The sequence below is a fragment of the Candidatus Nomurabacteria bacterium genome, assembly GCA_023898565.1.
In the GTDB taxonomy this organism is placed as follows: domain Bacteria; phylum Patescibacteriota; class Minisyncoccia; order Phycocordibacterales; family UBA918; genus OLB19.
Genome location: CP060228.1, coordinates 343,328 through 370,192, shown reverse-complemented (window position 1 = coordinate 370,192; position 26,865 = coordinate 343,328). Strand labels below are relative to the sequence as shown.

24 protein-coding genes and 1 tRNA gene are annotated in these 26,865 nt (G+C 45.0%); 12 read left to right on the top strand and 13 right to left on the bottom strand.

Annotated elements, in window-relative coordinates:
* Positions 1–46: 46 nt before the first annotated feature.
* Genes H6780_01830 through rpmH form a run of 3 tightly spaced genes read right to left on the bottom strand, consistent with a single transcriptional unit; the run spans position 47 to position 1,284 of the window.
* Positions 47–775 carry a membrane protein insertase YidC gene (locus H6780_01830; GenBank protein USN89138.1) on the bottom strand — a complete coding sequence of 243 codons (729 nt, stop codon included), beginning with the start codon at positions 773–775 and terminating at the stop codon, positions 47–49.
* Positions 776–787: 12 nt separating this feature from the next.
* Positions 788–1,108 (bottom strand): ribonuclease P protein component, encoded by a 321-nt coding sequence (gene rnpA / locus H6780_01825; protein ID USN89137.1) that lies wholly within the window; start codon positions 1,106–1,108, stop codon positions 788–790.
* A gap of 26 nt (positions 1,109–1,134) precedes the next feature.
* On the bottom strand, positions 1,135–1,284 hold the full coding sequence (rpmH, locus tag H6780_01820) for a 50S ribosomal protein L34 (GenBank protein USN89136.1): 150 nt from the start codon (positions 1,282–1,284) through the stop codon (positions 1,135–1,137).
* A 216-nt stretch (positions 1,285–1,500) separates the two neighbouring features.
* Here rpmH and dnaA point away from each other — a divergent pair, with 216 nt between their 5' ends.
* The 3 genes from dnaA to H6780_01805 all read left to right on the top strand — a co-directional run bounded on the left by dnaA (position 1,501) and on the right by H6780_01805 (position 4,691).
* Positions 1,501–2,886, top strand: a complete 1,386-nt coding sequence (gene dnaA / locus H6780_01815) for a chromosomal replication initiator protein DnaA (protein USN89135.1) — start codon at positions 1,501–1,503, stop codon at positions 2,884–2,886.
* A 327-nt stretch (positions 2,887–3,213) separates the two neighbouring features.
* Positions 3,214–4,308: a DNA polymerase III subunit beta gene (gene dnaN, locus H6780_01810; protein ID USN89134.1), complete on the top strand. Its 1,095-nt coding sequence runs from the start codon at positions 3,214–3,216 to the stop codon at positions 4,306–4,308.
* 86 nt (positions 4,309–4,394) lie between these two features.
* On the top strand, positions 4,395–4,691 hold the full coding sequence (locus H6780_01805) for a hypothetical protein (protein ID USN89133.1): 297 nt from the start codon (positions 4,395–4,397) through the stop codon (positions 4,689–4,691).
* 3 nt (positions 4,692–4,694) lie between these two features.
* Here H6780_01805 and H6780_01800 read toward each other — a convergent pair whose 3' ends face one another.
* Positions 4,695–6,917, bottom strand: a complete 2,223-nt coding sequence (locus tag H6780_01800) for a penicillin-binding protein (GenBank protein USN89132.1) — start codon at positions 6,915–6,917, stop codon at positions 4,695–4,697.
* A gap of 123 nt (positions 6,918–7,040) precedes the next feature.
* Here H6780_01800 and H6780_01795 point away from each other — a divergent pair, with 123 nt between their 5' ends.
* Positions 7,041–8,288, top strand: coding sequence for a tyrosine--tRNA ligase (locus H6780_01795; protein ID USN89131.1), 1,248 nt, complete (start codon positions 7,041–7,043; stop codon positions 8,286–8,288).
* A 62-nt stretch (positions 8,289–8,350) separates the two neighbouring features.
* Here H6780_01795 and H6780_01790 read toward each other — a convergent pair whose 3' ends face one another.
* The 5 genes from H6780_01790 to H6780_01770 all read right to left on the bottom strand — a co-directional run bounded on the left by H6780_01790 (position 8,351) and on the right by H6780_01770 (position 12,999).
* Positions 8,351–8,617, bottom strand: a complete 267-nt coding sequence (locus H6780_01790; protein USN89130.1) for a hypothetical protein — start codon at positions 8,615–8,617, stop codon at positions 8,351–8,353.
* Between the two features lie 120 nt (positions 8,618–8,737).
* A complete protein-coding gene (locus H6780_01785) occupies positions 8,738–9,217 on the bottom strand; it encodes a crossover junction endodeoxyribonuclease RuvC (GenBank protein USN89129.1) in 480 nt (159 codons plus the stop codon).
* A gap of 66 nt (positions 9,218–9,283) precedes the next feature.
* Positions 9,284–9,826 (bottom strand): YebC/PmpR family DNA-binding transcriptional regulator, encoded by a 543-nt coding sequence (locus H6780_01780; GenBank protein ID USN89128.1) that lies wholly within the window; start codon positions 9,824–9,826, stop codon positions 9,284–9,286.
* 68 nt (positions 9,827–9,894) lie between these two features.
* The gene (gene ruvB, locus H6780_01775) at positions 9,895–10,872 is read right to left on the bottom strand and encodes a Holliday junction branch migration DNA helicase RuvB (GenBank protein ID USN89127.1); all 978 of its coding nucleotides are present in this window, start codon (positions 10,870–10,872) and stop codon (positions 9,895–9,897) included.
* Between the two features lie 372 nt (positions 10,873–11,244).
* Positions 11,245–12,999 (bottom strand): type II/IV secretion system protein, encoded by a 1,755-nt coding sequence (locus tag H6780_01770; GenBank protein ID USN89126.1) that lies wholly within the window; start codon positions 12,997–12,999, stop codon positions 11,245–11,247.
* A 65-nt stretch (positions 13,000–13,064) separates the two neighbouring features.
* Between H6780_01770 and tsaE the strand changes: the two genes are divergently transcribed.
* From tsaE to H6780_01755, 3 genes are read left to right on the top strand one after another with little or no spacing between them, the layout of a single operon-like run.
* Positions 13,065–13,511: a tRNA (adenosine(37)-N6)-threonylcarbamoyltransferase complex ATPase subunit type 1 TsaE gene (tsaE, locus tag H6780_01765; GenBank protein USN89125.1), complete on the top strand. Its 447-nt coding sequence runs from the start codon at positions 13,065–13,067 to the stop codon at positions 13,509–13,511.
* Positions 13,512–13,543: 32 nt separating this feature from the next.
* A complete protein-coding gene (locus H6780_01760; protein USN89124.1) occupies positions 13,544–15,919 on the top strand; it encodes a hypothetical protein in 2,376 nt (791 codons plus the stop codon).
* 4 nt (positions 15,920–15,923) lie between these two features.
* Positions 15,924–16,625, top strand: a complete 702-nt coding sequence (locus H6780_01755; GenBank protein ID USN89123.1) for a hypothetical protein — start codon at positions 15,924–15,926, stop codon at positions 16,623–16,625.
* On the opposite strand, the gene H6780_01750 is transcribed toward H6780_01755, so the two are convergent.
* Together H6780_01750 and H6780_01745 are read right to left on the bottom strand one after the other, a co-directional pair.
* Complete coding sequence (locus H6780_01750) at positions 16,622–17,659, bottom strand: acyl-CoA desaturase (protein USN89122.1); 1,038 nt, start codon at positions 17,657–17,659, stop codon at positions 16,622–16,624. The two genes, H6780_01755 and H6780_01750, sit on opposite strands and share 4 nt — an antisense overlap.
* Before the next feature lie 33 nt (positions 17,660–17,692).
* Positions 17,693–17,765 (bottom strand) — tRNA-Lys (locus tag H6780_01745).
* Positions 17,766–17,878: 113 nt separating this feature from the next.
* On the opposite strand from H6780_01745, the gene H6780_01740 reads away from it, so the two are divergent.
* Together H6780_01740 and H6780_01735 are read left to right on the top strand one after the other, a co-directional pair.
* Positions 17,879–18,340, top strand: coding sequence for a TrmH family RNA methyltransferase (locus H6780_01740; GenBank protein ID USN89121.1), 462 nt, complete (start codon positions 17,879–17,881; stop codon positions 18,338–18,340).
* Complete coding sequence (locus tag H6780_01735; GenBank protein USN89120.1) at positions 18,327–19,811, top strand: hypothetical protein; 1,485 nt, start codon at positions 18,327–18,329, stop codon at positions 19,809–19,811. Before H6780_01740 ends, H6780_01735 begins: the two co-directional genes overlap by 14 nt.
* Here the strand turns inward: H6780_01735 and H6780_01730 are convergent.
* A complete protein-coding gene (locus tag H6780_01730) occupies positions 19,786–21,093 on the bottom strand; it encodes a UDP-N-acetylmuramoyl-L-alanyl-D-glutamate--2,6-diaminopimelate ligase (GenBank protein ID USN89119.1) in 1,308 nt (435 codons plus the stop codon). The two genes, H6780_01735 and H6780_01730, sit on opposite strands and share 26 nt — an antisense overlap.
* A 116-nt stretch (positions 21,094–21,209) precedes the next feature.
* On the opposite strand from H6780_01730, the gene H6780_01725 reads away from it, so the two are divergent.
* Together H6780_01725 and H6780_01720 are read left to right on the top strand one after the other, a co-directional pair.
* A complete protein-coding gene (locus H6780_01725) occupies positions 21,210–22,634 on the top strand; it encodes a hypothetical protein (GenBank protein ID USN89118.1) in 1,425 nt (474 codons plus the stop codon).
* Positions 22,635–22,645: 11 nt separating this feature from the next.
* Positions 22,646–25,741: a hypothetical protein gene (locus H6780_01720; GenBank protein ID USN89117.1), complete on the top strand. Its 3,096-nt coding sequence runs from the start codon at positions 22,646–22,648 to the stop codon at positions 25,739–25,741.
* Between the two features lie 46 nt (positions 25,742–25,787).
* On the opposite strand, the gene ruvA is transcribed toward H6780_01720, so the two are convergent.
* The gene (gene ruvA / locus H6780_01715) at positions 25,788–26,363 is read right to left on the bottom strand and encodes a Holliday junction branch migration protein RuvA (GenBank protein USN89116.1); all 576 of its coding nucleotides are present in this window, start codon (positions 26,361–26,363) and stop codon (positions 25,788–25,790) included.
* A gap of 215 nt (positions 26,364–26,578) precedes the next feature.
* Here ruvA and rpsT point away from each other — a divergent pair, with 215 nt between their 5' ends.
* Positions 26,579–26,842 (top strand): 30S ribosomal protein S20, encoded by a 264-nt coding sequence (gene rpsT, locus H6780_01710; GenBank protein ID USN89115.1) that lies wholly within the window; start codon positions 26,579–26,581, stop codon positions 26,840–26,842.
* Positions 26,843–26,865: the final 23 nt, after the last annotated feature.

Here is a 26,865-nt window from a genome sequence, read left to right as displayed (position 1 = left end):
AACACCACCTTCTGGTGGTGTTTTTTTGCTTTAATCTGACTCAAAACTACCGGTGTTTACGCACAAAATATTCTTGTCCAATTGATACTAGATTACTCACCATAAAGTAGAGCGCAATTGCAGCAGAAATTGAGTACGAGATAAACACAATCAAAAATGGCATGACATACTTCATTTGTGTTTGCATATTCCGCATGAACTCCTCTTTCATATCAAGCACCTTACCTGCTTCTCGCGGCGGAAGCTTGGGCATAGTGAGATGAACATATACATACTGTGTAACACCAGCTCCAATCGCCAAAAATAGACTTCGCTCGGTAATATCTATCAGGTTAAGAAAATGCATCGTCACCTCAAGCGGTGCCGCCACAAAAGGATAGAGTATCGCTAGGTTAATATCTGGTAGAAGCACCCCGCCACCACGAGACACTGCTAAATACAAAGCAATCACAATTGGAATCTGTAAAAATACTAGCGCAATACTCGCAAATGGATTCATTCCTGCTTCCTTATAAACCAGCATCATTGCTTGCGCTTGCTGTTGTTTATCATCTTTATGCTTTTCTTTGAGCTCTTTCAATTTTGGCTCAATCTCACGTACAATTCGCTGGGTTTTAGCAGCTTTAATCGAGAGAGGGAGGAGAATAGTCTTTACTAAAAGTACCGTCAAAATAATAGCGAGACCGACGTCACCGCCAGGAATAACATCAATAAAAAAGACCAGCGCGTTATAAATCGGGTCAAAGAAAAACGTGTGCCAAATAAAACTGAACATAGTGGGCTTATTCTACGCACTTTTACACACCCGAGCAACCTCAGTCGTTAGCACTACAGCTGCTGTTTTGCGCGATAATGTAGCAAACGTTGGTTTTACAATCACAATCAACACTCCAGTGCAGGGGATAGTTTGTAACACCCCAAAAATCCTACGTTTGTATAGATTCCGCTTTACTGCACTCTTGGCGACTTTTTTACCAACTACAACCGCCACTTTTCTTTTAGATGAAGTGGCGGTGATGAGTGTTACATGCTTACTGTGATGTCTAGTACCCGTCCTAAAATACTCCTGAAATTCAGACCTTGTTAATCGTTCGCGCTTTTTAAACATATCTCACTAGTCTAACAAAAAAAGCTCTAACGAGCTTTTTTTACAGTAAGTTGTGCGCGGCCCTTACGACGACGAGCACGGATAATCTTGCGACCAGTCGGTGATGCTGAACGCACCAAAAAACCGTGGGTTGTTGCTCGCTTGCGCTTACTTGGTTGATAGGTTCTTTTTGACATAACTGTGTTTTAGTAACGAGAACTATACAGGAATATATAAATATTTCAATAGGGAAGAGATTTCTTAAAAATCTAACACCTTCTTATACACAAGTTATACACAGTTGCATTTTTTGAAACAAAAAATGTGCTTTGATTGGTAAATATTTTCGTCAACTTGTTTACAGTTTTTCACACGGCGGTATAATGCAAATCACCGTTCGATTCACCTAGATTATGAACCCTATCTCACACACAGCATCAACCAACAGTATCGTTCATACCGAACAAGTAGATGTAAAGCAGCTTTGGGATGATGCGCTCGTAAAGATTGAACTCTCTATCACCACCGCCAACTTCAAGACCTGGTTCCGTGACACTTATATTATTACTCTCGAAGACGGCACTGCTACTATTGGAGTACCAAGCGTGTTTGTGAAGGATTGGCTACAAGATAAGTTTCACACCATGATTCTCAAAACCCTGCGCGACCTAACCCCACACGTGCGCAGCGTGGAATACGCCGTAGCCCAACGCAACGAGCGCAAGCAAGAATCAACTAAAAACCAAACCGTCAACGCTGCGCTACCGCTTGAAGACTACTACATCAACAAGAGCGATAACTTAAACCCTAAATATTCTTTCGATACGTTTGTAGTCGGCCCATACAACGCTCTTGCGCACGCTGCTGCTAAAACAGTAAGTGAAAAGCCGGGGATTACCTATAATCCACTCTTTATTTATGGCAAGACTGGCCATGGTAAAACTCACCTCATTCAAGCCGTTGGGAATCAAATTAAAAAAACTGGCAAGAAAGTATTCTACGTTACTTCTGAGCGTTTTGCGGTTGATTATTTCAACGCCCTACAGAGTGGTAGTGCCAACAGCTTCAAAGATCGCTACCGACAGTACGACGTACTCATTATGGACGATGTACAGTTCCTGGCTACTAAAGAAAAAACTCAAGAGGAGCTCTTCCATCTCTTTAATGCTTTGCACGACAACAACAAACAAATTGTTTTTTCAAGCGACCAACATCCGGCTCTTTTAAATGGGATGGAGGAGCGTCTACAGTCACGCTTCGCTCAAGGCATGATTGTTGACCTACCCGCACCGGATCTTGAGTCTCGCGCTGCTATCTTGCGCGCAAAAGCTGCTCAAAACAGCATAACACTCGATGACACAGTGGTTGACCACCTCGCCCAGAGCATTGAAGGTAATGTGCGGGAACTTGAAGGCGCCCTTAACACCATCATGTGTCAATCACAGCTTCTTGGTCGCACACTTTCAATTGATGAAGTACGAACCATCATCAAGAACAGCTCTCGACCACGAAAAACACTAGCCATTACTGACGTAGTTGAAAAAGTCGCTCGCTACTACGATATCGACCAGGCGAGTATCTATGAAAAGACGCGGCGTAAAGAAGTAGTGAAACCACGCCAAATCATTATGTACATCCTGCGTGAAGATTTTCAGGTATCATATCCAGCTATTGGAAAGAAGCTTGGTGGCCGCGATCACACCACTGTCATTCACTCATGTGAAAAGATCAAACAAGAGCTGAAAGGTAGCAGTGAACTGGAAGAAGAAATCACGCAAGTCAGATTACTCTTAAAATAAAACTACTCTCACGAGTAGTTTTATTTTAATTTCTTCGTAGTGTGGAGAGATTTGGGGATAGTAAGGAATAAGACTCTAATTGGACTGGGAATAAATCTGGGTAAGGTGTCAGAAAACTGGGAGTTCAGGTAAAAGATATACCCAGTTTAGTCAAAATTTTGACCCTTAAAATTCCTTTCCCCAGCCGTGTCCACAACAATCCCGAGATAACCCACATAGAAATTAAATTGTGCTCACAGGAACCAACGTTACAGTACGCCATACTTTCTACTTTTGCACACTTCCACACCCCTAATAATAAGAAGTAAAATGCTTTACAATAGAGATATGGAGATAACTATTCCACACAGCGAACTCACTAAAGCTCTCGAGCTAGTGGGGAGGATAAGCACTAAGCACATAACACTACCTGTCTTGCAGTGTGTGTTGATTGAGGCGAAAGAAAATAGCATTACTTTACAAGCAACTAATCTTGAAATTAGTATTGAAGTCACGCTTTCGGGATCAGTAGCAGAGGAGGGTTTAGTGGCGATTCCTGCACAGATTTTTTTGCAGAGTATTCAGTTTATGTCACAAAAAGAAGTGACACTTCGAACTGAAGAACAGGTGCTGCAGCTCGAGACAGCTAATACAAACACCTCAATTAAAACATTTTCTGTTGATGAGTTTCCTAAGTTGCATCAGTTGCAAGGAGAAGAATTGAAGTTGCAAGGTTCTAGTTTTTCATACGGCATAAAAAGTGTAGCGTTTGCGGCGTCTCAAACATCTATAAAGCCAGAGCTTGGTAGTGTGTTTGTACAGCAGAAGAAGGAGCACTCGCTGACGTTTGTTGCAACTGACTCGTTTCGCTTGATGGAGAAGACGGTTACGCAAAAAAGTTTGGTTATGGATCAGTCAATTATGATTCCACAGAAGAATGCTGTTGAGCTCGCTCGTATCATTGATGTGGTGGGTCAGGATCCTGTATTCATTACAAACGAAAACCAGTGCGCACTCCGTTTTCCTGGTGGGGTGTATGTATCGTCTCGGTTGGTAACTGGAAATTTTCCAGATTACGCACAGATTATTCCGAAAGAATTTGTGACATACGTAACGGTGCTTAAAGATGATTTGTCCAGGTCGTTCAAAAAGACTAATGTATTTTTAAATAAGTTCCGTCAAGTATCGCTGATGATTACTGAACATAGTCTCACGATTTCCTCACAAAATAATGAAGTTGGTCATACGACAGATACAGTACGTGCTCAAGTGGAGGGTGAGGAATTGTCACTTAGTTTTAATCAGCAGTACATTATGGATCCTCTTGGGCATGTGAGTGACGATTCGGTTAAGATGAGTTTTGCTGGGATTGGCCGCGCAATGGTGATGCAAGGGGTGGGGGACACGAGTTTTAGGTACTTGGTGATGCCAATGAATAAATAGATTGGTGGAAGTGGTAGGCAAAGGCCGCTGAAGACAATGTCTTCAGCGGCCTTTTACTGCTTTCTAAGGACGTATATACTACTACTATGGAACAATACTCAACTCCTAAGGCAATGAAGCAGATTGGTAGTCTGTTTGAGCGTTACAAGACACGTATCAAGGCGCCACAGGCGACGGTTGAGAAAGAATTTGTGCAGGTGATAAAAGATGTGGCTGGATTTGATATAAAGTTTGAGCAGGTAGTATACACACCAAATACACGCACCATCTCGCTCCAGGTGTCGAGTATTATTAAATCAGAGCTTACGCTTAAACAGCAGGTTATTTTTCAAGAATTAGAAAACCGTCTTGGGAAAGACGGTTGTCCGAAAGTGATTTTTTGAAAGTTAGTTTTCTGATGGGGTGGTGGTGCCAAGGAGAAGTCCGAAGGTTTCTTGGTTCCACTTCTGCACCCCATATTCCCAGTTTTCGTACTGCGGGTCGCTGGCGGGGTTGGCTGGGTAACCGCCGGTTGGGTCATCACGATTTACGAAATGAAGAATTGAGTGAATGTTGTTGTAGACCGCTGCAACATCAATAGTTTGGCTATTAATTTCGTCCTCGTTAGTATCATTTCTGTTGTTGCGATTTGGCCGTGTATTATTTGTTTCTTCAGCAGCTTGCTTACTCTGCATGGCTTCAAGTAGCGCTGCGGTGTCGATGTATTCTCCACGAAGGACAGGTTTTAATCCATCGGTGTTAATTTCAGGCTCTGGAAATTCCTCGTTCGGCAATTTAGCTAAGGCAACGTCCATGAAAGCGCGCCACATTGGAGTTGTAATAAGGCCTGAGAGGCCACCTCCCATAGCTGCGTTGTCGTTGTTGCCACACCAAGCACCAACTGCGATGTTTGGAGCGTATCCCATAATCCATGCGTCACGTAAGTTGTTAGTGCTGCCAGATTTTACTGCCACGTCACGCTCACCGAAGTTTACAATTGACCAATTTCCCCATAAAGGAGTTCGAGCCACGTTATCTGAAAGAACATCGCTTATCATATAGGCAACATTTTCTTCCAGTACACGATGGGTCTGTACTTCAGGTTCGTCTATAACGTTGCCACGGCTATCTTCAACTTTTAAAATGGTGCGCGGTTCCGTTTTTAGACCCGCATTCGCAAATACGCTGTAGGCGTATGTCATGTCGACAAGACGAACCTCTCCACCTCCAAGTACGAGCGTTAGGCCGTAGCGGTCTGGGTCGTTGAGGGTTGTGAGCCCCATATCAGCCGCAAATTTAAGGGTATCTTTCAAGCCTGCTAAATACAGTGTTTTAACTGCTGGAATATTAAGCGATTGAGCCAGTGCATTGCGCATACTGATTGGTCCTACAAACTTGTGGTTGTAGTTTTGTGGTGCATAACAAGGTGATTCAGAGCTTTGGCTGTCTGGTTCGCATTGTGGTGAAAACTGAGTCGGTACATCAAATAGTACAGTTTGCGGAAGGTATCCTTTTCGAAATGCATTAGCATACACGAATGGCTTGATTGATGATCCAGGCTGGCGTGGTGCCAAGGTGACATTAAAATTACCATCAATATCTTCACTGAAATAATCTCGTGAACCAACCATAGTGAGTAAGTCTCCCGTTTTTGGGTCGACTGCTACTAAGCCACCGTTGGTAGCGTTGTATTTTTCAGTATTTGAAGCAACTTTCTGTGCTACGATTTTCTCGGCTTCCTTTTGCAGATCCCAGTCAAGTGTAGTGATGATGCGAAAGCCTTGTTCTGCCATTGCTTCTTCACCATATTTTTCTGCTAACTGTTCAACAACATACATAACAAAGTGAGGTGCTCGTATTCCTGTAACTGCTTGTGGTTGGAATTCTATGGTAGTGTCCTTTGCTTCGTTGTATTGATCTACGGTAATGAAGCCATTTAGTCTCATGCGATCGAGAACTAGTTGCTGGCGTTCGTCGAGGTCTGCTCGGTGTGATCCGTAGGGAGAAAAGTAAGTCGGTGCTTGTGGGATGGCAGCTAGGTAGGCTGCTTCAGGAAGAGTGAGATCAATTGCTTTTTTACCAAAGAAAGATTGTGCCGCTTCTTCAACGCCATAGATTGTGCCACCGTAAGGCGCTTCGTTTAGATATACTTCAAGAATCTGGTCTTTTTCCATTACGCGCTCAAGTTTGATTGAAAGAATCGCTTCTTTCACCTTACGGGTAAGGTTTTTATCGCGATCAAGAACAGAGTTTTTAATTACTTGTTGGGTGATGGTAGAGCCGCCAACGCCAGAAAAAGGATCACCAGTTTTTTGGAGATTGATTACCATCGAGCGAATAATCGCCATAAAGTCGATCCCGATATGGTTATAGAACTGATCATCTTCAATAGCAATAGTGGCATTGCGCACAAACGGCGACATTTCATCAAATGGCACAATAGTGCGACGTACATCTTGGTGTAGGTCATAGAGGAGTATTTCACCGGTGCGGTCATAAATTTTGGTTGATTGTAGAACACGACGTTCTTCAAATGCGGAAAGGTCTGGAATCTCTAGGGTAGATATCCAGATTAAGCCAACAGCGGAAATGATAATAAAGGCTGCTAAGCCAAAAACCAATAGATCCATAAAGATCTCCTTCCAATTCTTTTTAAACCAAGCGCCAATTTTCATAATATATAGTTATATAGCCAATGTTAGCATGAGTTGTCTAGACAATTTACTACGAATGTGTGATAGAGTTGTTTCAATATGAGCCTTGCAAAAGAGTTAGAAAACAGAGGGTTTATTCATCAGGTCTCTAGTCCATCACTCACTGAGATTGTCGATGGGGAGAAGCGTACCATATATCACGGCATTGACCCAAGTGCTGATTCTGCGCACGCGGGTAATTTTGTTATCTGGATGTTGCTTCGCCATTTGGCGCTCGCTGGACACAAGATTGTCTTCTTGGTTGGTGGCGGTACAGGGATGATTGGTGACCCCAAACCAGACGCTGAACGGCAGCTGAAGCCGCTAGAAGATGTGGCTAAGAATGTGGCTGGTCTTAAGGCGCAGGCTGAACGTTTTTTTGCTGGTACAGAGATTGAGTTTGTTGATAATGCGACATGGCTCACTGAGATTAAACTCATCGATTTCTTGCGTGATATCGGCAAGCATTACACGGTAAATGAACTTATAAAGAAAGATGCAATTGCAACACGGCTTTCTAGTGACACAGGACTTTCGTACACAGAGTTTGCGTACCCGATTTTGCAGGGGTACGACTTTTTGCGGTTATTTGAAGATAAAAATGTGACCGTGCAGGTAGGTGGTTCAGATCAGTGGGGGAATATTGTGTCTGGTGTTGAACTAGTGCGTCGTAAGAAGCAGACAGAAGTGTTTGCGGTTACGGTACCATTGATTATTGATAAAGCGACCGGGAAGAAGTTTGGTAAGAGTGAAGGGAATGCGGTGTGGCTTGATGCGGCAAAAACGTCTCCGTACCAGTTTTATCAGTTCTGGTTAAATGTCAGCGACGATAGTGTGATTGAACACTTGAAACGTTTTACGTTTTTGCCGCTAGAAGAAATCGCTGGAATTGAGCAGGTGCAACAAGAAAATCCAGGAGCGCGTGCTGCGCAACGAAAGTTGGCCTTGGGGGTGACTACGTTGGTGCATGGCGTTGGGGCAGCGACCGCCGCTGAGGAAGTGTCACAGATTTTGTTTGGTGGTGGTGATGTGATGAGTCTTAGTGATGCAGCTGTGGCAATGATTATTGAAAATGCGCCAAAGGTAACAGTCATTCATCAGCAGTCACTGGTAGAAGTATTGGTGGCGTCAGCTCTTGCAAAGAGTAATCGTGAAGCACGAACTTTTATTGAAGAGGGTGCGATTACGATAAATGGGAATAAAATCACTACTGTAGACGCTGTTGTTGACAGGAGCGATGCTAATAAAGGTATTGCTCTTTTGAAGAGAGGAAAGAAACAGTTTTGTGTGATGCAGTTCAGTAATTAATAAAACACCCGGCGGTGCCGGGTGTTTTTACAAGTATATAAGCTCAACGTATTAATTTTTAACTACATCTCGTCAATGTCGTCAAAAGTGTCAAAATCTACATCCTCAGCGTCATCTTCTAGTTCTTCGTCAGTATCTTCTTCCTCGTCTTCCTCATCCTCTTCTTCATTAGTATTGTCGCCGATGTGGCCAAATCCTTCCATGTCGTGATCAGAGTCATCGTCGTCTCCATCGCTTACTTCATCCAGAATATCATCATCAAGTGATGCGTCCTCATCCTCTTCAGGGGTTTCCAATTCTTCCTCTTCTTCGTTGCGAAAATTGATCATAGATAACTGTGATTAATGAAATGTTTGGTATCAAAGTAGCACACCTTTAAAAATTCGTTAAGTAGAACTTGGTGTTGGTGTGTAAGCTCGCACTACTGTTTCAGTATGCTGCGGGGTAGTTTACTGCCTTCGTCCGTGATGCGCAAGGCAGGTTATGCCGACAGCAATGGCGTCGTACTCGTCGTCAAGAGCTTTTGCTGGCGCGTTTCTTATAAGTCGCTTCACCATATCTATAACAGCAGATTTGTCGCTTTTGCCGTAGCCAGTGACGGCAATTTTGATTTCCTGTGGTCCAAACTCAAACACCTCGCAATTGTGTGTTTGTGATAGATAGATAAGAATCCCACGAGCTTGCGCTACGCCGATGGCAGTTTTTTGATTTTTATTAAAGAAGAGTGTTTCAATGCCAAGTGCTGTGGGGGAGTATATCTGCAGAATGTCTTGAAAGGCATCGCCGAGCACTTTTAGTCGCTCAGTGAAGGAAAGTGCTTTGTTGGTTTCGATGCAGGTAGAAAAGAGTAGTTTTTCATTACCATTTTCAAGTTCCATAACTGCAACACCTATGCGGTCGTAGCCAGGGTCGACACTGATTACTCTCATGTGTAAGAGTATAGTTGATTTTGCTGTTAGCTAAAAGGCCGGCCCCTAAAGGGGCCGGCCTTTTAGCTAGTCTTCTAGAGAGTCTGCAGCCGTATAGACGTTTGTTACGTCGTCTTGCTCTTCAAGTTTTTCAATAAAGTCTGCTAGTTTTTCTCCAGTGTCGTCATCGAGCTCCATAGGATTATTGGGAACGTATCCTTCGCTGGTTTTAGTAAAAGCCCAGGCAGCTGAACCGGGTGTGCCGAGTTCTAGGCCAGCCTTAGAAAAGATGTGTCGAATTTCTGGGGCAGTGCGATTATTGTTGTCAGTCACTGCTTCAATCATAAGTGCAACACCGCCGGGGCCGTATCCTTCAAATAGGATTTCTTCAAGCATAGCGCCACCAGCACCACTACCTTTTTGCAGGGCTTTTTCAATATTATCCTTAGGCATGGAATCTTTTTTGGCACGTTCGACAGCGGCAAGGACACTAGCAGAGCTTACGTCGCCGCCAGCTTTCTTCACTTCCATGGTGATAAGGGCTGAGTGCTTGGAAAAAACTTTACTTTTTACAGCATCAGTAGCAGCTTTTTTATGTTTAATTTTTGACCATTTATTATGTCCAGACATATCTATATTTTTTACTATTTTGGTAGTGTACTCGAAGATTAAAAATCAATAAAGACTGACTTGATCTATTAATTTCTCTCGATATGGCTATATGCATCAGGGCTGGCAATTCGTCCACGCGGCGTGCGTTCCAAAAGTCCGTGACGAATCAGGTAGGGCTCGATTACATCTTCTATAGTAGATGGTTCTTCGCCAGTAGCGGCAGCGATAGTGTTAAGTCCGACTGGCCCTCCATTAAATTTTTGAACAATCACTTCAAGTACTGCTCGGTCAGGTTTGCCGAGTCCCAGTGAATCAATCTCTAAAAGATCAAACGTTTTCTCGATTATGCGGTCTGTCAGACCTCCTCCCTCAAGTTGAGCTAGGTCGCGGCAACGTTTCAATAGATAGTTGGCGGTACGTGGGGTGGCCCGGCAGCGTGTGGCTATTTTATGAATAGCTTCCATACTGGCTGAAACCTCAAGGAGTTCGGCTGAGCGGGTGAGAATCTGAGCAATTTCTTCGTCAGAATAAAATTCTAGTCTGAATGTACCTCCGGAAAAACGAGAGCGAAGCGGAGAAGAGAGAAGGGAGATGCGAGTAGTGGCAGCCACCATGGTAAACGGTGGTAGCTCGAGCTGCACCGTTCGAGCAGATGGACCTTTTCCAATAATAATATCTAAGACGCCAGACTCCATGGCAGGGTAGAGCACTTCCTCAATGCTTTTTGAGAGGCGGTGGATTTCATCAATGAAAAGAACATCACCGGGTGAGAGATTGGTGAGGATAGCTGCTAAATCGCCAACGCGCTCAATCGCTGGGCCAGAAGTGATCTTCATATTGGTGCCAAGGGTCTTTGAGACTAAGTTGGCAAGAGTGGTTTTACCGAGTCCTGGTGGTCCATAGAGAAGAATGTGCTCTGCGGCATGGCCGCGTTCCTTTGCAGCTGTAAGTAGAATACGAAGATTTTCCTTGGTTTTTTCTTGACCAATATATTCATCCCACGTTTGCGGGCGGAGGGTGCGGTCAAGATTACTGGCGTCATCGCGCGTGATGGGAGTACTCATATCAATATGGTTATTTTGCTTAGTATAACAAAAAAGCCCCAAAAGGGCTGCAAAGTGTTGACAAATATTTAAAGTATGCTAATATAACTGGCAATTGAGTTCTCCGGCGTGTCGCGAGTGACACCTTTGTTTTGTTTATCAGATTCCAGAAGATAACTCTCTAAGCAACTTGGATGCGTTGCGAGGGGTTTTGTGGCGTTCACCCTAGAGTGAAAGTGCGACAAACTTTCTTAGCGCGGCATTCACTTTCAATGCGGAAGCCTTGCTTAGAGAGTTATACTCTGGAACGAACGCTGGTTTAATTGAATGTAGCATAAAAAAAGTTGCTACAGTCTTGACCAGTAATCATTTCACTCCTCCAGTAGAACCACATTACACAATGTGGTTCATAAAATCATCATCAGTCGCTCCACTTGGGGCGGCTGGTTTTATTTGTGTGGTTCCAGTTTGGCGGTTCGCTTCTATGTAGGGAAGTTCAATTACGCGCTCAAGTTCAGTAATAGAAGTGAGGCCGTGTAGTACTTTTTCAATACCGTCCTCCACCATAGTCGGAATAGCTTGCGGTCTAGCTGCTTCGGTAATTACGTGTTCGCGCGGATCACGGATTACTACTTCTTCAACTGCCTGATCCATCAGAACGCCTTCAAAAATACCGGTACGGCCTTTAAAGCCAGTGCCGCCACAGTCTGGGCAACCGGTTGCGCGATAGAGTGTTGTGTTGTCTGTGACGGTGGTCGGGTGGGGATGGGTTTTCATAACATATTTCATCACTGCGACTTCATCGGGTGTTGCTTGATAGGCACTTTTACATGAGCTGCAAAGCAAGCGAACGAGTCGTTGTCCAAGAATCATATTGATGGCGCTACCCATGATGCGCGGATCAACTCCAAGATCAATGAGGCGAGGGAAGCCGGCTACCGCACTATTGGTGTGGAGGGTGCTAAATACTAAGTGGCCAGTTTGTGCGGCGTGGATAGCGGTTTCGGCTACTTCGTGATCACGAATTTCACCTACCATGATAATGTCAGGGTCTTGGCGAAGAATTGCACGGAGTCCTGACGCAAAAGTATAGTCGTCACCGGTTTGTGTTTGTACGATGCCGTCCAGCTTGTATTCAACTGGATTTTCAATCGTGATAATTTTTACCCCTTCAGTATGTACTTCTTGCAGGAAGGCATAGAGGGCGGTGGTTTTACCTGATCCGGTTGGACCAGTGGTAATAATAAGCCCGTTTGGCTTTTTGAGCTCACGCCTAATCACCTCCTCAATATGCGGATTTAAACGGATTTTATCCATGCTAAAGCTGGAGACAGATGGGTCAAGAAGACGCATCACGATTGATTCGCCAAACGCACCTGGAATAATTGATGAGCGCACCTCAATTTCACGACTGCCGATATCAAACGTAAAACGACCGTCTTGAGCTTCAGCACGGGTATTTAAAATCATGCCGGAGAGCAGTTTGAGACGAGACATCATTCGTTCATATATATATGTATCGAGATCGACGATATCATGCAGTACACCATCAAAGCGGTAGCGTAGCCGAATACCAGTTTCCTCTGGTTCGATGTGGATATCAGATGCGCCCAGGGCGATTCCACCTGCGAATACCAACTCCAACGTCTCTGAAATTCGTCGAGTATTAGCTGAAGCCGCAATTCTTTTCAAGATAGTCAAAACGTCTTCTTTTTGTTTAATCTCAGTAGTGAGTTTTTGGATATCTTCAGCACTAATTTCAAACACGCCACGTTTTTCAATTTTTGAATCAACAATGTCAGCGTAGCGTTCCCAGCCATACTCTAGGCTGGCGCGCGAGCAAATATAGAGATTGATTTGAAAGCGTCTTTTTTGTAAATCTTGCAAGATGGCTTGTGTTTTAGGATCGTTTGGTTTTCGAGCTGCAACAGAAAGGGTGGAGCGATTAAGTTCAAAACCAACCAGCTCAGCTGCTCGCGCTTGTGTTTCAGGAATAGCGCCAATTGCTTCGGGGTTGATGGTGTACCCGCGAAGATTTACGTAGTCAAAACCAAGCTGCGGTGCAGTTTGTTGAATGAGTCGCTCTTCTTCCTGAGTGTGAAGATCGGCAAGTCGAGAGTTTGAATAACTATCATCAAATTTAATCATGGTTACATAATACCACGCACAAATCCTGTGATTTTTTGATAGTTCTTGGTATATTGCGAGTATCTATGACTAAGGAGTTTGTGGTGCAATCACCGGAAGATTTTTCGGTAGTAATTGATTTTATTCTGGAAACAAATCACGCTTCAGGATTGTGTATTGTGTTGCGCGGTGATTTAGGGGCAGGGAAAACTGCCTTCACACAACAACTGGCTAAGCGGTTGGGGGTGAGCGAGCCGGTGACCAGTCCGACATTTACCATCATGAAACAGTACTCTCTACGACATGCTCAGTTTTCGCAGCTGGTGCATATTGATGCGTATCGATTTGAAGATGAATCCGAAGCAAAGCCGTTACAGCTGGAGCGTGTTTTGGGGGAGCCGCAGAGTATTGTGTGTGTAGAATGGCCAGAGCGGATTGCGAGCATTATTCCCTCAAACGCTGTCTCAGTGTCTCTTGTTGTTAATGTTGATGAGTCACGCACTGTGCGGGTAGACGGTAAAGAAGACAAGTAGTCGGAGGTGGTGAAACCTCGTATACTACGGGTATGTCTAAAACGAATGAAAAAACGTTAGTATTGCTTGATGCTCATGCAATTCTCCATCGGGCGTATCACGCATTACCGGATTTCTCTTCGCCAACTGGTGAGCCAACCGGCGCTCTGTATGGTGTAACAACAATGTTGTTACGGATTATTGAAGAGTTCAAACCAGAATATATTGCGGCCTGTTATGACTTGCCAGAGCCAACCTATCGCCACGAAGTATACGATGCGTACAAAGCCGGGCGGGCCAAAACAGACGATGCGCTGGTGGCGCAAATCATTCGTTCGCGAGATATCTTTGCTGCGTTTGGTATTCCGATTTACGAGCGTCCTGGTTTTGAGGCTGATGACATGCTTGGTACGATTGCGCATCTCACGACTAGTGAGAAGGACTTGCAGGTGATTATTGCATCGGGTGATATGGATACGTTGCAGTGTGTTGATAAAAAACGCGTACAAGTATTCACTTTAAAAAAAGGTATTAAGGATACTATTTTGTACGATGAAAAAGCGGTTAAGGATCGGTTTGGATTTGGTCCGATACTTGTGCCTGACTATAAAGGGTTGCGGGGAGACACCTCAGACAATATTCCTGGTATTGCCGGAATTGGAGAAAAGACTGCGACGACACTCATTACTTCTTTTGGTTCGTTAGAAAAGATATATAAAAAATTAGAACAATCAGAACAGGCGTTTTTAGATGCCGGTATAAAACCACGCATTATTAATTTATTGAAGGAAGGTAAGGAAGAAGCGGAGTTTTCTAAGATGCTGGCCACCATTCGAACGGACGCCCTTGATGCTTTTGCGGTGGCTGATACGGCTTGGCGCGATAATGCTGACACAGAAAGAGTTGCTCAGCTATTTAGCGAGCTCGGTTTTCGAGCGGTGACTGATCGTGTTAAAAAGCTCTTTGGCGAGGAGTTGTTTGTTGTGGAAGAAGAGGTGGTGTCTGAGGAGGAGTTGCAAGAAGCGGCCATACTATTGTGGTTGTTAGAAAGCGAACGTACCAATGCGTCGTACGAAGATGTGATTGATTATGGTCGCTCATTTCTTAAGACTGATAATTGGTCAGCAACGATAGCTGCGTTGCGAACGAGGGTGAAGGCAGAAGGTTTGGAAAAAATATTTACTGAAATCGAGCAGCCGTTAATCGCAGTGTTGGCACAGATGAAATCAATTGGCATTAAGCTCGATACGAAGCACTTAGAAAAGTTGTCAAAAAAGTTTCATCAAGAATTAGCGCAACTAGAAAAGAATATTTATCAGCTTGCAGAAACTGAGTTTAATATCAATTCACCCAAACAGCTTGGTGAGGTGCTCTTTGACACGTTAGGTCTCAAGCCAAAAAACGCTAAAAAAACTGCTGGTGGTCAACGCTCAACTAAAGAGTCGGAACTTGAGAAGCTGCGTGATGAACATCCAGTGATTACCGAGATTTTACGGTATCGAGAATTACAGAAACTCGTTTCGACGTATATTGATACATTGCCACAACAGGTGGGAAAGGATGGAAGAGTGCACTCAACATTGCTGCAGACGGGCGCAGCAACCGGCCGCATGGCGAGTAAAGATCCAAATCTACAAAATATCCCAATTCGCACTGAAGAAGGGAGACTTGTGCGCGGGGCCTTTGTGGCAGAATCCGGGTATTCTTTGGTGGCTATCGATTACTCGCAGATTGAACTACGAATCGCAGCAATTCTTTCACAGGATGCAAATATGTTGGAGATTTTCCGACATGGTGAGGATGTGCATGCGGGGGTAGCTGCGCGCGTGTTTGGGGTAGTGGAAAGTGAGGTGACGTCGGATATGCGCCGCAAAGCCAAGGTGATAAACTTCGGTATTTTGTATGGCATGGGAGTTAATGCACTTAGGCAAAATTTAGGGGGAGAGACAACTCGCGCTGAAGCGCAGGAATTTCTCAATGCATACTTTCAAACCTTTACTCGGCTGGCTGAGTACCTCGAAGATACGAAGACCTTTGCGCGACAGCATGGCTACACCGAAACGCTAATTGGTAGACGGCGGCGGTTCCCGGGAATTATGTCAAGCGTGTCATTCATTCGAGCGCAAGCGGAGCGTATGGCGATTAATGCGCCAATTCAAGGAACCGCCGCCGACTGCATGCGTATCGCGATGTTGCGTATCGCTGCGTACATAGATGGTCTGCAAAAAGACGAAGTGCGTATGTTATTACAAGTGCACGATGAACTGGTTTTTGAGATCAAAACAAACGCACTGTCCTCCCATACAAAAAAAATTGTTGAAGTGATGGAGAACGTTTTGAGTGATGAAGAGCGACGCGGAGTACCACTAAAGGTCGAGGTGAAGGTGGGGAATAATTGGCACGATATGGTACCGTTTAAAGTCGAGTAATTGTATGTACGTTGTTTTTTTTGGAACCAATCGTGGTGAGGTGCGGGACAGAGCAACTACCTATATTGATAGCAATGCTCCAGCTGATGCTACTGTTACTACGCTTGAGGCGGCTGAATATCAAGTTGGACAAGTAAGCGATGCGCTCGGTGCACAATCACTCTTTGGGGGAGTGGAGTGGTTTGTGCTCGACACACCATCAGCTGCTGAGGAATTTTTTACTGACACAAAAGAGGCTTTAGAAGCATTGGCGCAATCGCCTAATACCTTTGTAATTTTAGAAGCGGCGTTATTGGCCGCTCCAAAGAAAGTGTATGCCAAACACGCTGCGATTATGGAAGAGTTTGTGGTGGAAAAAAATACAGCGTTCAATACCTTTTCTCTCGCCGAAGCGCTGGCACAAAGAGATCGGCGGCAGCTTTGGGTGTTGTTGCAAGAAGCAAAGTCGTCTGGATTGCGCGAAGAAGAAATTGTAGGGATGTTGTGGTGGCAGCTTAAAGCGCTGCGGTTGGCAAAAAACACCACCACTGCCGCCGCCGCCGGGATGAAAGATTTTCCGTACAATAAAGCAAAGAGGGCCCTTGCTAAGTTCCAGCCGGGAGATATTGAAAGGCTTTCCTTGTCGCTGTTGGTGTTATATCACGATGGGCATGCGGGTGTGCGTAATATGGAGCTGTCGCTTGAACGATGGGCGCTCACTCTCTAGCAGGGTTTAGTTTTCTGTCTCCAAGACCGTGATTCTTCATGTAAGGCTTGATGAATTTGTTTCATTGATTCGCTAAAAGAAACTTCTTTGTAGGGAATATTGTGTTTGGTGCAGAATGAAATCACAATAGTGTGTGCTGCAGAGTACTTAAACCGAGACATGCTAGGAAAGAGGTGGTGTTCAACTTGAAAATCAAGACCTCCTAAAACATATGAGCCAATCGGACTGTGGTGTAAGTTCCTGGTGAGGGTAATTTGGTGTACCCAGTTGTGTTTCTCTGTGCTGCTGAGCATGTCTTCACCTTTGTGGTTGGGGGCAAAAATAAGACCCATATATATACCAATGGTAAGGAGTGTCACTAGGTTAAATATGACTGCTGTTAAAAATGGCAACTGGCTAAACGTAAAGATAAGTACAATTAAAAAATGACCACTGATGAGTATTATTTCGATTAGTGAGCGCCAGCTATATTTTTCTAGCAAGAATCTCATGCTGTGTAGAAGGTTGAATGGATATACAAACATGACACCAACCCAGAATAAAATATGCTGGTAGGGAAGAATGTATTTTTTACTAAAATCGCTTCGTGTGGCGGCTTGTTCAGCTGTGAAGACAAACGGTATGTCGAGATCAGGGTCATGATCAATATGGTTGGGAGATTGGTGGTGTGCGTTATGTTTGTAAAACCATCGACTTTCACTCAGACCACAGCCAAGACCCCAGATTATGAGGGCTAGATTTTTATTTAGTTTTTTTGAACGGAAGACACTTTGGTGTGACAGGTCATGTCCAAACAATCCAAGCTGTACGCTAAAAAAAGCGGCGACAACTGCATTGCCAACTTGGAGCCAAGTATTATCACTGTACGTGATCATATAGGCTGAAGCAGTTAGTCCTAGGAGTGAGCTGAGCAGAAGTAGTCCATGAGAAAAGTACGTGCGCTCAAAGCAGCCGGCAGTGGTCACTTGCTGGACTAGTTGCTCATATCTATTATTTGGTAGTACGTATTTGCTACCGCGCTTAGGTGATGTCATATATATGTATGAAACCCCAGAGTTCTACTATTGTCCGCCCACCAGGACTCGAACCTGGGACCCTCGGCTTAAAAGGCCGCTGCTCTACCGGCTGAGCTATGGGCGGGTTTCTTAAGTAGTCACGTTTGAAGGAGCGCGACTTTTTAAGTGGCAAAACTATAACACGTTGAGTTGGTAAATCAAACCCTTATTGATACTTTGAAATGATAGTCTAGTGAAGTGAAATGTGTCGTCTTAGAAAATATACGAAGTGCGCATAATGTCGGTTCGGTTTTCCGGACGGCTGATGGGGCAGGGGTTGATGAGATTTTTTTGGTTGGATACACTCCTGCTCCAATTGATCGATTTGGTCGCATGCAAAAAGAGATTCAGAAAACATCATTAGGTGCCAGTGAGTGGATTCCTTGGCGGTATTTTGAGACTGTTGCGGAGCTTGTTGCATATCTGGAAGCAGAAGCTATTGTGCTGGTCGCAGTTGAGATTGCTTCGCAGTCGATTTCATTAAAGCAGTTCAAAGTTCCTGATCGAGTGGCATACGTGCTTGGGAATGAAGTGGAGGGAGTGAGTGAGGCGGCGCTTAAAGCAGCTGCTACAATAGTAGATATTCCTATGCTCGGTAAAAAAGAATCGCTAAACGTTTCGGTAACTGCTGGAATCGTGCTCTATCATGATGTGGTGTAAGCAATCTCTTTGGTGGTGGGTGTTGTCGGGTGTGCTGCTTGGAATAGCTCTTGTTTTACCGTTGATGTGGGTGTTGGGCATTGTTGGTGGCGGTGTCTTTATCTGGCGTAGTTTTGAAGACAGGAGTCGTCTTGCGCCACTTGGTGGCTGGCTAGCTTGGGCAATTAAGTACGCTTTTGCTAATTGTCATATGCTAACTACATATCCAATTGAGTGGCTCTCGGTGAAAGTTACCACTACTGCACAAATCCTTCTGATTGGCTTTTCTTGGCTGACGCTTTCACTTTGGTTGGGGGTTGGTGGGCTTCTGGCCGTGATTGGAATTCGGGTGTATCAAAAACAGTTTCAAATGTTGCCACGATATTGGGCAGTAGTGATATTACCCCTCGTGTGGGTGGTAAGTGAGATTTTTGGCTCGTTCTTTTTCTCACTCATGATGCTTGGTCCAGGTGGTGATGTTAACACCACGTACGGTGTTGGGTATAGTGGCTATATTTTAGCTGAACACGCATGGTTGCTACAAATGGCTCGCGTGGCGGGAGTGTATGGACTCAGTGCACTCTTTTTTGTACTGGCTTTTATAGTATGGACACTTAAAAATAAGCCTAAAGCAGCTGTTGGTGTACTGTTGTTGCTATTTGTTACTGGTTTTGTTGGTCAGCCGACACCGCCTACCATAGAAGGTGATTTTTACGTGGTACGAATCATTGATACGCAGTTTGAGCGAAATTTGTTTCTTGGTGACGGAGGTAAAGAGATAATTCATCAGAAATTATCCGCAGGAGTAGCAGTAGCACTGGAAGATGATCCTGATTATTTGGTTTTACCCGAAGGGGCTAATTTTCTTAAGCATGAGTATCCTCTTAGTAGAGGGGCACAACAATTCTGGAGTAATTATCCTAACAGTAAAACTATTCTAATTGATAGCGGTGCGACTGAGTATCGAGGTCAGCCAGTGGTTGAAGCGGCAGTGTTAGATCCGCGAGACAGGAGTATCTCGATAGTGGATAAGCGGTATCTAGTGCCGCAAGGGGAGTTTATTCCGTACTTTTATTCAACACTATTTTCGTGGTTCGGTTCGGCCAGCTTTATGTCGTATGTAGATAATCGAATTCGACTTGAGGTTGGGCCTCGCACCAATCAAAGTACGTTGCCTGAAGCATCGCCAGGAATTTTACTTTGTTTTGAAGTAGTGGCTCCTACGGGTGTACGGACTGTTTTGAGAGAAAAACCACAAGTACCGTTTGTGGCACATCCAATATCACACCAATGGTTTCATGAACCGGTTATGTGGTGGCATGAAACGGATGTTATGCTCAAAGTGCAAGCGATGTGGAATGGTATTTATATTACAAGTTCCGGAAACTATGTTGCAGGGAAAACCTATGCTCCAAACGGGGCAATTGTGCCTATGGACACAGTGGTGTTTGGTGATGGTTGGGTGGTTAAGGAAGTGAAGATTCCGCGGTAGTCTTACTGTCGGCAAGGTCTGCCAGAAGTTCTTGGACAACCTGAGCATCGCTCCAAGGAGTCTTGGTTCCATTCGGCCCCATTATGTATGGGTCGGTACCTTTGCCAGAAATAAGCACACAGGAATTTTCAACAGCTTTTTCAAATGCTGTTTTGATTGCTTCACGTCTGTCCATGATCACTGTTAGTGGAGCAGTGTCGCTCATGCCTTTTTTCATGTCAGTAATAATCCTTGCCGGATCCTCATCGTAAGGGTCCTCGTTTGTGAGAATAATCTCATCACAAAAACGTTCAGCGATAGCACCCATTTCTGGACGCTTCCATGTGTCGCGACCACCGCCGGTGTTGCCTAGTACACAGACTTTTGGTTTATCAGCAAAAGCTTCGTATAGCTTAGTAAGGGAATCAGGTGTGTGTGCATAATCTACCACCGCAGTAAATCGCTTGTTGGCCAAGGCTGGGCTTTTAAATAGTTCTACTCTACCTTTCAGAGGCGGAAGATCATGTAATGCATTTTGGATTGTTTCGAGTGATACGCCAATACTCCGTGCGAATGTGATAGCAGCAAGACAGTTGTAGATATTAAAAAGTCCTACGAGCGGCACGCGCATGGTGGTGTTTTCAAACACAAAACTGACGCTGTCCTTGTGAAGTGTGTACAGAGAAAGATCTTTGAGTGAGTAGGGGATAGTTTGCTCAACCTGAAAGGCAAGGAAGTCAGTGCCATGCTCGTCATCTATGTTAGCAACAATGTACCGAGGTCGCTTAGGTGAATCTGCTACGGCTTTAGCAAGTAACAACTTGGCTTGTTTGTATTTTTCAAATGAGCCATGTGATTCGATATGTTCAGGAGTAAGATTGGTAAATAGAAGCGCATCGAGATCAATAAACCGATGACGATGCTGCCGTGCGCCCTCTGAAGTCATTTCAATTACGGCGTGCGTGCAGCCAGCGTTGACTGCATCACGTAGAAACTTTTGCACAAAGAAGCGGCCAGGCATGGTCATCTTGAACAGATTGCGCTCAGTTTTACCGTCAATAGAAAACTGAATAGTGGAGAGTGTGGCTACTTTATGTCCATGGGTTCGCAAAATGTGGCCGAGAATCTCAGTAGTGGATGATTTTCCTTTGGTCCCAGTAACACCAATCACCATAATCTTACGAGAAGGGTGGTGATATTTGAGTGAACCAACATAGGCTAGGCTTAAATGGTAGTACGGCTGCAGAGTGGTGAATAGTTTTTTGGGCAAAATTGCCTTCAGGGCTCGTCTCAGTAATTCCATGATTTTCTTAGTATAAGCTGGTTTTTAGTTCATTGCACGTGTGCATAAAAAACAATATGTACCATATAATCGCGTATCATGGTAGTAAGTGAATTTACTAATTTTAATGGTGTTCTATGGTAGATATACGTGCAGTACAAGTAGCCATTAGCCGGTTTTTAATCGGTATCTTGGTTGCGGCGAGTGCTTTCAGTGCATTTTTTTCAGTAGTTGAAGCAGAAGTGCTGACACAGCAGTACACTTGCCCGATAGAATCATTTCCAAGTATTTCAGTGTCGGGAATGGAAACTTTGTTGGCCACTGATGGGACAGTGCTTTCTTCAGCAACAATCTCAAACCAAACAAACTACAGCATTGGTGGTGTGAGGGTGGGGATTGCGCTATTTGAAAAGGATGGAGTGTATCCAAAATATTGGACGGTTTTACCGGGAGCTTTCCAGCTTTTCCCGTATAGCACCATTGAGGTTCCACTAGATTTTAATCTAAAAAATGTTGCGCTTGGTGGTTACGAAGCTCGTTTGGTTGCGGTACAAGGAGATGAGGTGGCTGTTTTGGGTGCGCTCCTTAATAATCAAATACCAAAAGTATCCGGAGTTATACTGAGTAAACAAACAAATGCCGTTTTTGGGCCAGTGATTTCTCTAAAAGTAGCAGATGAGGTGACCAAAGAGTCACAAACCAACCCGTTTACTGTGAAGGCTGAGGTTAAGAACGAAGATTCTCTGCCGCTCCTAGATTCCAAGGTAGTAGTTGTTGTTTCCGAAGGTTTTATACCGCTTGGTGCTGCGGTGCGAGCTGAAAAAACGGCAGCCGTAACACTCGTGCCAGCTTCGACACAGGCAACTATTCTCCGAAACGTAAAAGGTGGAGCTGGCGAACACACTGTCTACGCTGGGCTTATTACTGAAGGTGTACTGCAGCCAATTGAGCACATCACCATATCGCTTCCAGGTGAGCATGAAGGACGGTGGTCATATATTTCACGGGTCGGATTATCAGATTATCCGCTTGATGAAGAGGCAGAGGTGGTTGCGTGTGTTGATGTGGTTGGAGAGGAGCCTGGTACGGCGGATTTTTCTGAAGAACTAGGAGTAACATTTACTGTTAGAGATCAAGGTAGTGTTTTGGCCGAAGAGACTGTCTATTCGAGTGATGTCTCAACTCACGGATTTATACGATATCGACCAGGGGTTGAAGCAACAAATCTGTTGGTGGAAACAGATTTGTTGCAGCTACGGTTTCCTTCTTACGTGGAGTCAAGTGACGAGGTGAGCTTCGAAGATATTGTGCGCGGGCAGCTTGTGCCGGTGCAGACCTTGAGTCAGGCTTTTGTGTGTCGTGCGGGTGAAAATTGTGACGGTTACATTATTACAGCAGGGGAAGTAGGAAGTGCGGCGGCGGCGCAAAAACCATTCTGGTTTTATGCCGGTATCGTTATCGCGGCTGCGCTCTTAATGTATCTTATGCTTCGTAGGCTTCCAGGAGGGAGGGTTGAGACTGCTGCGTCGAGCAAAGAATTATCAACCAGTGAATTACAATAATTGAAACGCATATGAATGGTACCTTTTTTGTTAAGCTTGCACTGGCCCCGGTCGTCACACTGTTTGTTATTGCGCTATTTTGGAGTGATGCTGTATTTGAAGTAGGCTCAGCACAGGCAACGTCGTCGGCACCAGTTTTGGTTTTGACGGTAAAGAACATGGACAACGAACCGGTTATTGCTGCTGTGAATGATGAACCACTTCGACTTGAGTGGTACGTAGACGGTCCTGTTACAAACTGTGTCATTATTCAAGACAACTCAGTGTCTGGACAAACACCGCTTACTTCAGTGAATACTGCTAGCTTACCTGAAACAGGTTCTATGATGGTGACCCCGCCAGCAAATTCCACCACAAACTACGTTTTGAATTGTGATGCTAATGTTGCTGAGGTTCCAGTCAATACTGATCCACCAGTTGTTACCATGAGTGTTGATCAAGGATTGGATTTGGTTAACAACGCTCTTACTGGTCATGTTGATAACGCATTGGTTCGTTGGTCTTCAGTAAATGCAACTCGTTGTTCATATGTAAGCCGTGTTTCCTCTTCCACCGCAGTAACTGAAACGTATTCGGGAGATGTTTCAAATATACTCGGCACGTCTGGCTGGATTCGCTATGATGGTAATCCGCGCGAAATTCACGAAACAACCACGTTTTATATCACTTGCTATAACGACAATACAGGAGCAGAGGATACTGGCTCAATTACAATTAATGTGTCTAACCCGCCAGGGCCTGGTGCCCCGATGGTCACGGTTGGTTCACCGGATTATCCAAGTGTTGAGCGGGATGCGTTGTACGGATATGCGTACGTCGATGTGTGGTACACCTCCAATAACGTAACATCGTGTGCTAGGCGTGCCTATTATCCTGACGGAGTCACCGAATACTCGCTTAGCGGGTGGTCTCATTCGGGAACCAGCTACACCTCATTTTCATTTACAAATATTCAAGTTGCTACCACAACAATATTTGAAGTTACCTGTTCGCGTGGAGCGGTTACCATTGGTGGCGTGCCATATCCGGCCACATCATCAACTGATCGAATTTTGATTAACGTGAACATGCCAGGTAATGTGGGTGATGTTAATACCTGGGACCGTTCAACTTTGCCGCCGGTTGCTGCGACGCTTACCGCTAGTCCTAATCCAACCACTAAGGTCGCCTTAACGGGATATGCGGCAGCAACAGCTGAGGTCTACCGAGAGTATGCAAGCTACTGCTATTTGAAAGCGTATCAGTTTAGTACGCTCAGTGGTGATTACACAAATGAGTACTCTCTCTCAAACTGGACAAGAACTTTAAACGGAAATGGAACTTCCACATACAACATATCAGTGGCTACTACAACACGCTTGGTGGCAGATTGTTGGCGTGATTACGATAGACAGGGTGCGGGTACCTATAGTAGCGCCGCGGAAATCGACAATGGCCATGAAGTGGTTGAAACACTATTACTTGTGAGTGAACCAAGTGAAGCTGCACCAGCACCAAAATTGTATTTGTATGGTAATGCAACTGTATGGTCAGCAAGTCGCATGTACACCACTGGTATTAGCAATGTTGGGTACTCTCTTGGATACGATTTCCTGGAACACATTCCTATGGGTGAATCAACTAATAGTATTACGTTCAATTTTGACCACCCGTTTAATGATGAGGATGAGTATGACATCTGGGTGAACGTGTGCGATGAGGTGGACGGTGCCTCCACCTACAACTTGTATGTGGAGGGAGTGCTGGTTGGTAGTATGGAAACTGACAAAACAATCAATCCAGCGATAACCAGCTGTGGTTCGTCTGGTGCTTTCTCCAGACAAAGAATTGCAACTGGAGTAGATATTGCAGATAATGACGAAATTACTTTGGAGTGTATTTCGCGCGATGACGGTGAGCGATGTACTCACAAGGAAGTTGCTTTTGGAGCTCCCGGAGCAATTGCGACGCCACAAGTAAACCCAGTGGTTACACAACACGAAGTGCCAGTGCTGGTGATTGCAGAAAATACAACATTTTGTGGAGGTGGGGGCTTGGGCGCGCCAAACTCACACACGGCGTATCGTTTGTCAGACATGTCCATCTACGACTGGTGGGCAATTAAGAGCACCGCTTCGCCATATTATGACTCGAATAATTACGGAACTCCGAGTGGTTCACACTCGTATACTTTCCATGGCATCCCAATCGCAACTACGAGTAAGCTAACGCTCGGGTGTTGGAGAACGGGTGATGGTGAGGTCGATGAAGAGGAGCTTAATATTTACGTGCCGTATAAAACGAGCTTGAGTGCAGAGACGACCATTGGCGTCGGTCAGTGTATTGATGATGGTACGTTTGGCAGCTTTGGTTCATCAATTGAAGCTCCGCCTGGTTATGGCCCAGACACCGATGGTTGGTGTTCGCCAATGGTTGATCTTGAGTCTGGAAGTCCGGCAGTGAGCATTGGAAGTGCTACCGAAGACAATGTAAATGGGCAGTATGATAACCTTCCGGTCCTCATTGTGGTCAGAAATATTGGCCCTGGTGAACTAGTGCCGTCGAGTAACATTTCTTACAAAGCGGTGTTAGAAGTAATGCCGGTATTTGGTCTGCCAGACATAGAAAGTGGTGTAGGTTTGTTTAATGGCGGCTTAGGACTTCCGGTACCAAGTGATTCTCCAACGCTTACTCGAGTAATCGACAATGTGCCGTTCGGTACGCACACTGTTTGTAGTCGAGTGAACCTTGATGGAACACCAGATAACTATCCAGAAGCATCAAGCGATTACACTAATAATACAAGCTGTACCACAATCACACTCCCGGTTCCTCGGCCGCCAATGACTATTAGTGCTGATAGGGAACTGATTCGAAACGGACAGTCGGCAAGTATTGATTGGGGGGTGAATGTAACGTATGAATTGCAATGTGCTGTACAAGGCCCTGGAGGACTTAATCAGTCATTCAATACGTTGATGACTGGTCCTGCGTATACTGATTCGTTTACCACGATGCCGCTTACCGCCACCGGTGAATATCTGCTAACTTGTACTGAGCCTATTACCGGGACAACTTTCATTGAGAAAGAACGAGTGGAAATGGTGCCGGACGTAGAAGAAATATAAACCATAAACCAAACGGCCGGGCTAAAGCCCGGCCGTTTGGTTTATATTAATTAATCGCTTTTAGCGCTCGCGTTACGAGTGAGTTTACTGTTGCGTCCTCGGTTGTGATTTCAAGAATGGTTTCTCGAGCGGTGGTCATGTCGTAGCCGAGTGATACAAGCGCATCAATCGCGTCGGTCTGGACAGCCGATAGGTTATCGGTTGGTGTGGCAATTGACTGAGGTAGCTTGTCGAGCTTCTTGCTGAGGTAGTCAACAATATTTTCCGCGGTTTTTTTGCCAAGACCAGATAGTTTGTGTAGGTAGACAGCATCGCCCTTTTGCGTCGCTTCAACGAGGAGGGTGGGTGAGGCTTGCGTCATAATCTGAAGAGCCGACTTTGGACCGACTTTAGGAATACCAAGGAGTAACTCGAACATTTCGAGCTCTGACTTTTGCGGGAAGCCGTAGAGATCGAGCGCAGTTTCGCGCACAGCGAGGTAGGTGTGGAGGGTGACGGTGCTGTTTTCTTGGAAGTTGTTTTGCAGGGTAGGGCAAGCGACGAGGTAGCCGATGCCGTGCACATTCACCACCAGCCAGTTTTCGCCAATGTCTTCAATTGTCCCAGTAATCATTCGAATCATAGTGGTTCTATTGTACCGGAGATATAGATATTGACCAAAATGCTTTGTGCGGCGGGCATATTTTGAGCGTCCGCGGGGAACAAGTGCTCAAGTGGCTGGGCAAACATCGGAGCGTGTGAAAAATATGCCCGCCGCACAAAGCCAGAAATGAAACCCAAACCCTTGCCTTTTTGGTAGTCCTACGGTACAGTAGTCGCACTTTAGATAAAAAATATATGCCAATTACCAAAGGAGCAGAAAAGGCCCATCGTCAGTCAGAGCGCAAGAAGGTGTTCAACATCCGTCGTAAAAGCGCAATGAAGGACGCTGAAAAGGCTATCCAAAAAGCGGTAACAGCTGGTGATGCAGCAAAAGCAAAAGAACTTTTGCCAACTGCATACAAGGCAATCGACAAGGCAGCGAAGCGTGGTGTTATCAAAAGCAACACTGCAGACCGCAAGAAGTCTCGTCTTACTGCACGCGTAAAGAACGCAAAATAATAAAACCGCCTTCGGGCGGTTTT

What these genes read in the sequence shown, in the direction of transcription:
- H6780_01830 (USN89138.1), bottom strand. Translation starts at nt 775, where the DNA reads ATGTTCAGTTTTATTTGGCACACGTTTTTCTTTGACCCGATTTATAAC.
- rnpA (USN89137.1), bottom strand. Translation starts at nt 1,108, where the DNA reads ATGTTTAAAAAGCGCGAACGATTAACAAGGTCTGAATTTCAGGAGTAT.
- rpmH (USN89136.1), bottom strand. Translation starts at nt 1,284, where the DNA reads ATGTCAAAAAGAACCTATCAACCAAGTAAGCGCAAGCGAGCAACAACC.
- dnaA (USN89135.1), top strand. Translation starts at nt 1,501, where the DNA reads ATGAACCCTATCTCACACACAGCATCAACCAACAGTATCGTTCATACC.
- dnaN (USN89134.1), top strand. Translation starts at nt 3,214, where the DNA reads ATGGAGATAACTATTCCACACAGCGAACTCACTAAAGCTCTCGAGCTA.
- H6780_01805 (USN89133.1), top strand. Translation starts at nt 4,395, where the DNA reads ATGGAACAATACTCAACTCCTAAGGCAATGAAGCAGATTGGTAGTCTG.
- H6780_01800 (USN89132.1), bottom strand. Translation starts at nt 6,917, where the DNA reads ATGGATCTATTGGTTTTTGGCTTAGCAGCCTTTATTATCATTTCCGCT.
- H6780_01795 (USN89131.1), top strand. Translation starts at nt 7,041, where the DNA reads ATGAGCCTTGCAAAAGAGTTAGAAAACAGAGGGTTTATTCATCAGGTC.
- H6780_01790 (USN89130.1), bottom strand. Translation starts at nt 8,617, where the DNA reads ATGATCAATTTTCGCAACGAAGAAGAGGAAGAATTGGAAACCCCTGAA.
- H6780_01785 (USN89129.1), bottom strand. Translation starts at nt 9,217, where the DNA reads ATGAGAGTAATCAGTGTCGACCCTGGCTACGACCGCATAGGTGTTGCA.
- H6780_01780 (USN89128.1), bottom strand. Translation starts at nt 9,826, where the DNA reads ATGTCTGGACATAATAAATGGTCAAAAATTAAACATAAAAAAGCTGCT.
- ruvB (USN89127.1), bottom strand. Translation starts at nt 10,872, where the DNA reads ATGAGTACTCCCATCACGCGCGATGACGCCAGTAATCTTGACCGCACC.
- H6780_01770 (USN89126.1), bottom strand. Translation starts at nt 12,999, where the DNA reads ATGATTAAATTTGATGATAGTTATTCAAACTCTCGACTTGCCGATCTT.
- tsaE (USN89125.1), top strand. Translation starts at nt 13,065, where the DNA reads ATGACTAAGGAGTTTGTGGTGCAATCACCGGAAGATTTTTCGGTAGTA.
- H6780_01760 (USN89124.1), top strand. Translation starts at nt 13,544, where the DNA reads ATGTCTAAAACGAATGAAAAAACGTTAGTATTGCTTGATGCTCATGCA.
- H6780_01755 (USN89123.1), top strand. Translation starts at nt 15,924, where the DNA reads ATGTACGTTGTTTTTTTTGGAACCAATCGTGGTGAGGTGCGGGACAGA.
- H6780_01750 (USN89122.1), bottom strand. Translation starts at nt 17,659, where the DNA reads ATGACATCACCTAAGCGCGGTAGCAAATACGTACTACCAAATAATAGA.
- H6780_01735 (USN89120.1), top strand. Translation starts at nt 18,327, where the DNA reads ATGATGTGGTGTAAGCAATCTCTTTGGTGGTGGGTGTTGTCGGGTGTG.
- H6780_01730 (USN89119.1), bottom strand. Translation starts at nt 21,093, where the DNA reads ATGGAATTACTGAGACGAGCCCTGAAGGCAATTTTGCCCAAAAAACTA.
- H6780_01725 (USN89118.1), top strand. Translation starts at nt 21,210, where the DNA reads ATGGTAGATATACGTGCAGTACAAGTAGCCATTAGCCGGTTTTTAATC.
- H6780_01720 (USN89117.1), top strand. Translation starts at nt 22,646, where the DNA reads ATGAATGGTACCTTTTTTGTTAAGCTTGCACTGGCCCCGGTCGTCACA.
- ruvA (USN89116.1), bottom strand. Translation starts at nt 26,363, where the DNA reads ATGATTCGAATGATTACTGGGACAATTGAAGACATTGGCGAAAACTGG.
- rpsT (USN89115.1), top strand. Translation starts at nt 26,579, where the DNA reads ATGCCAATTACCAAAGGAGCAGAAAAGGCCCATCGTCAGTCAGAGCGC.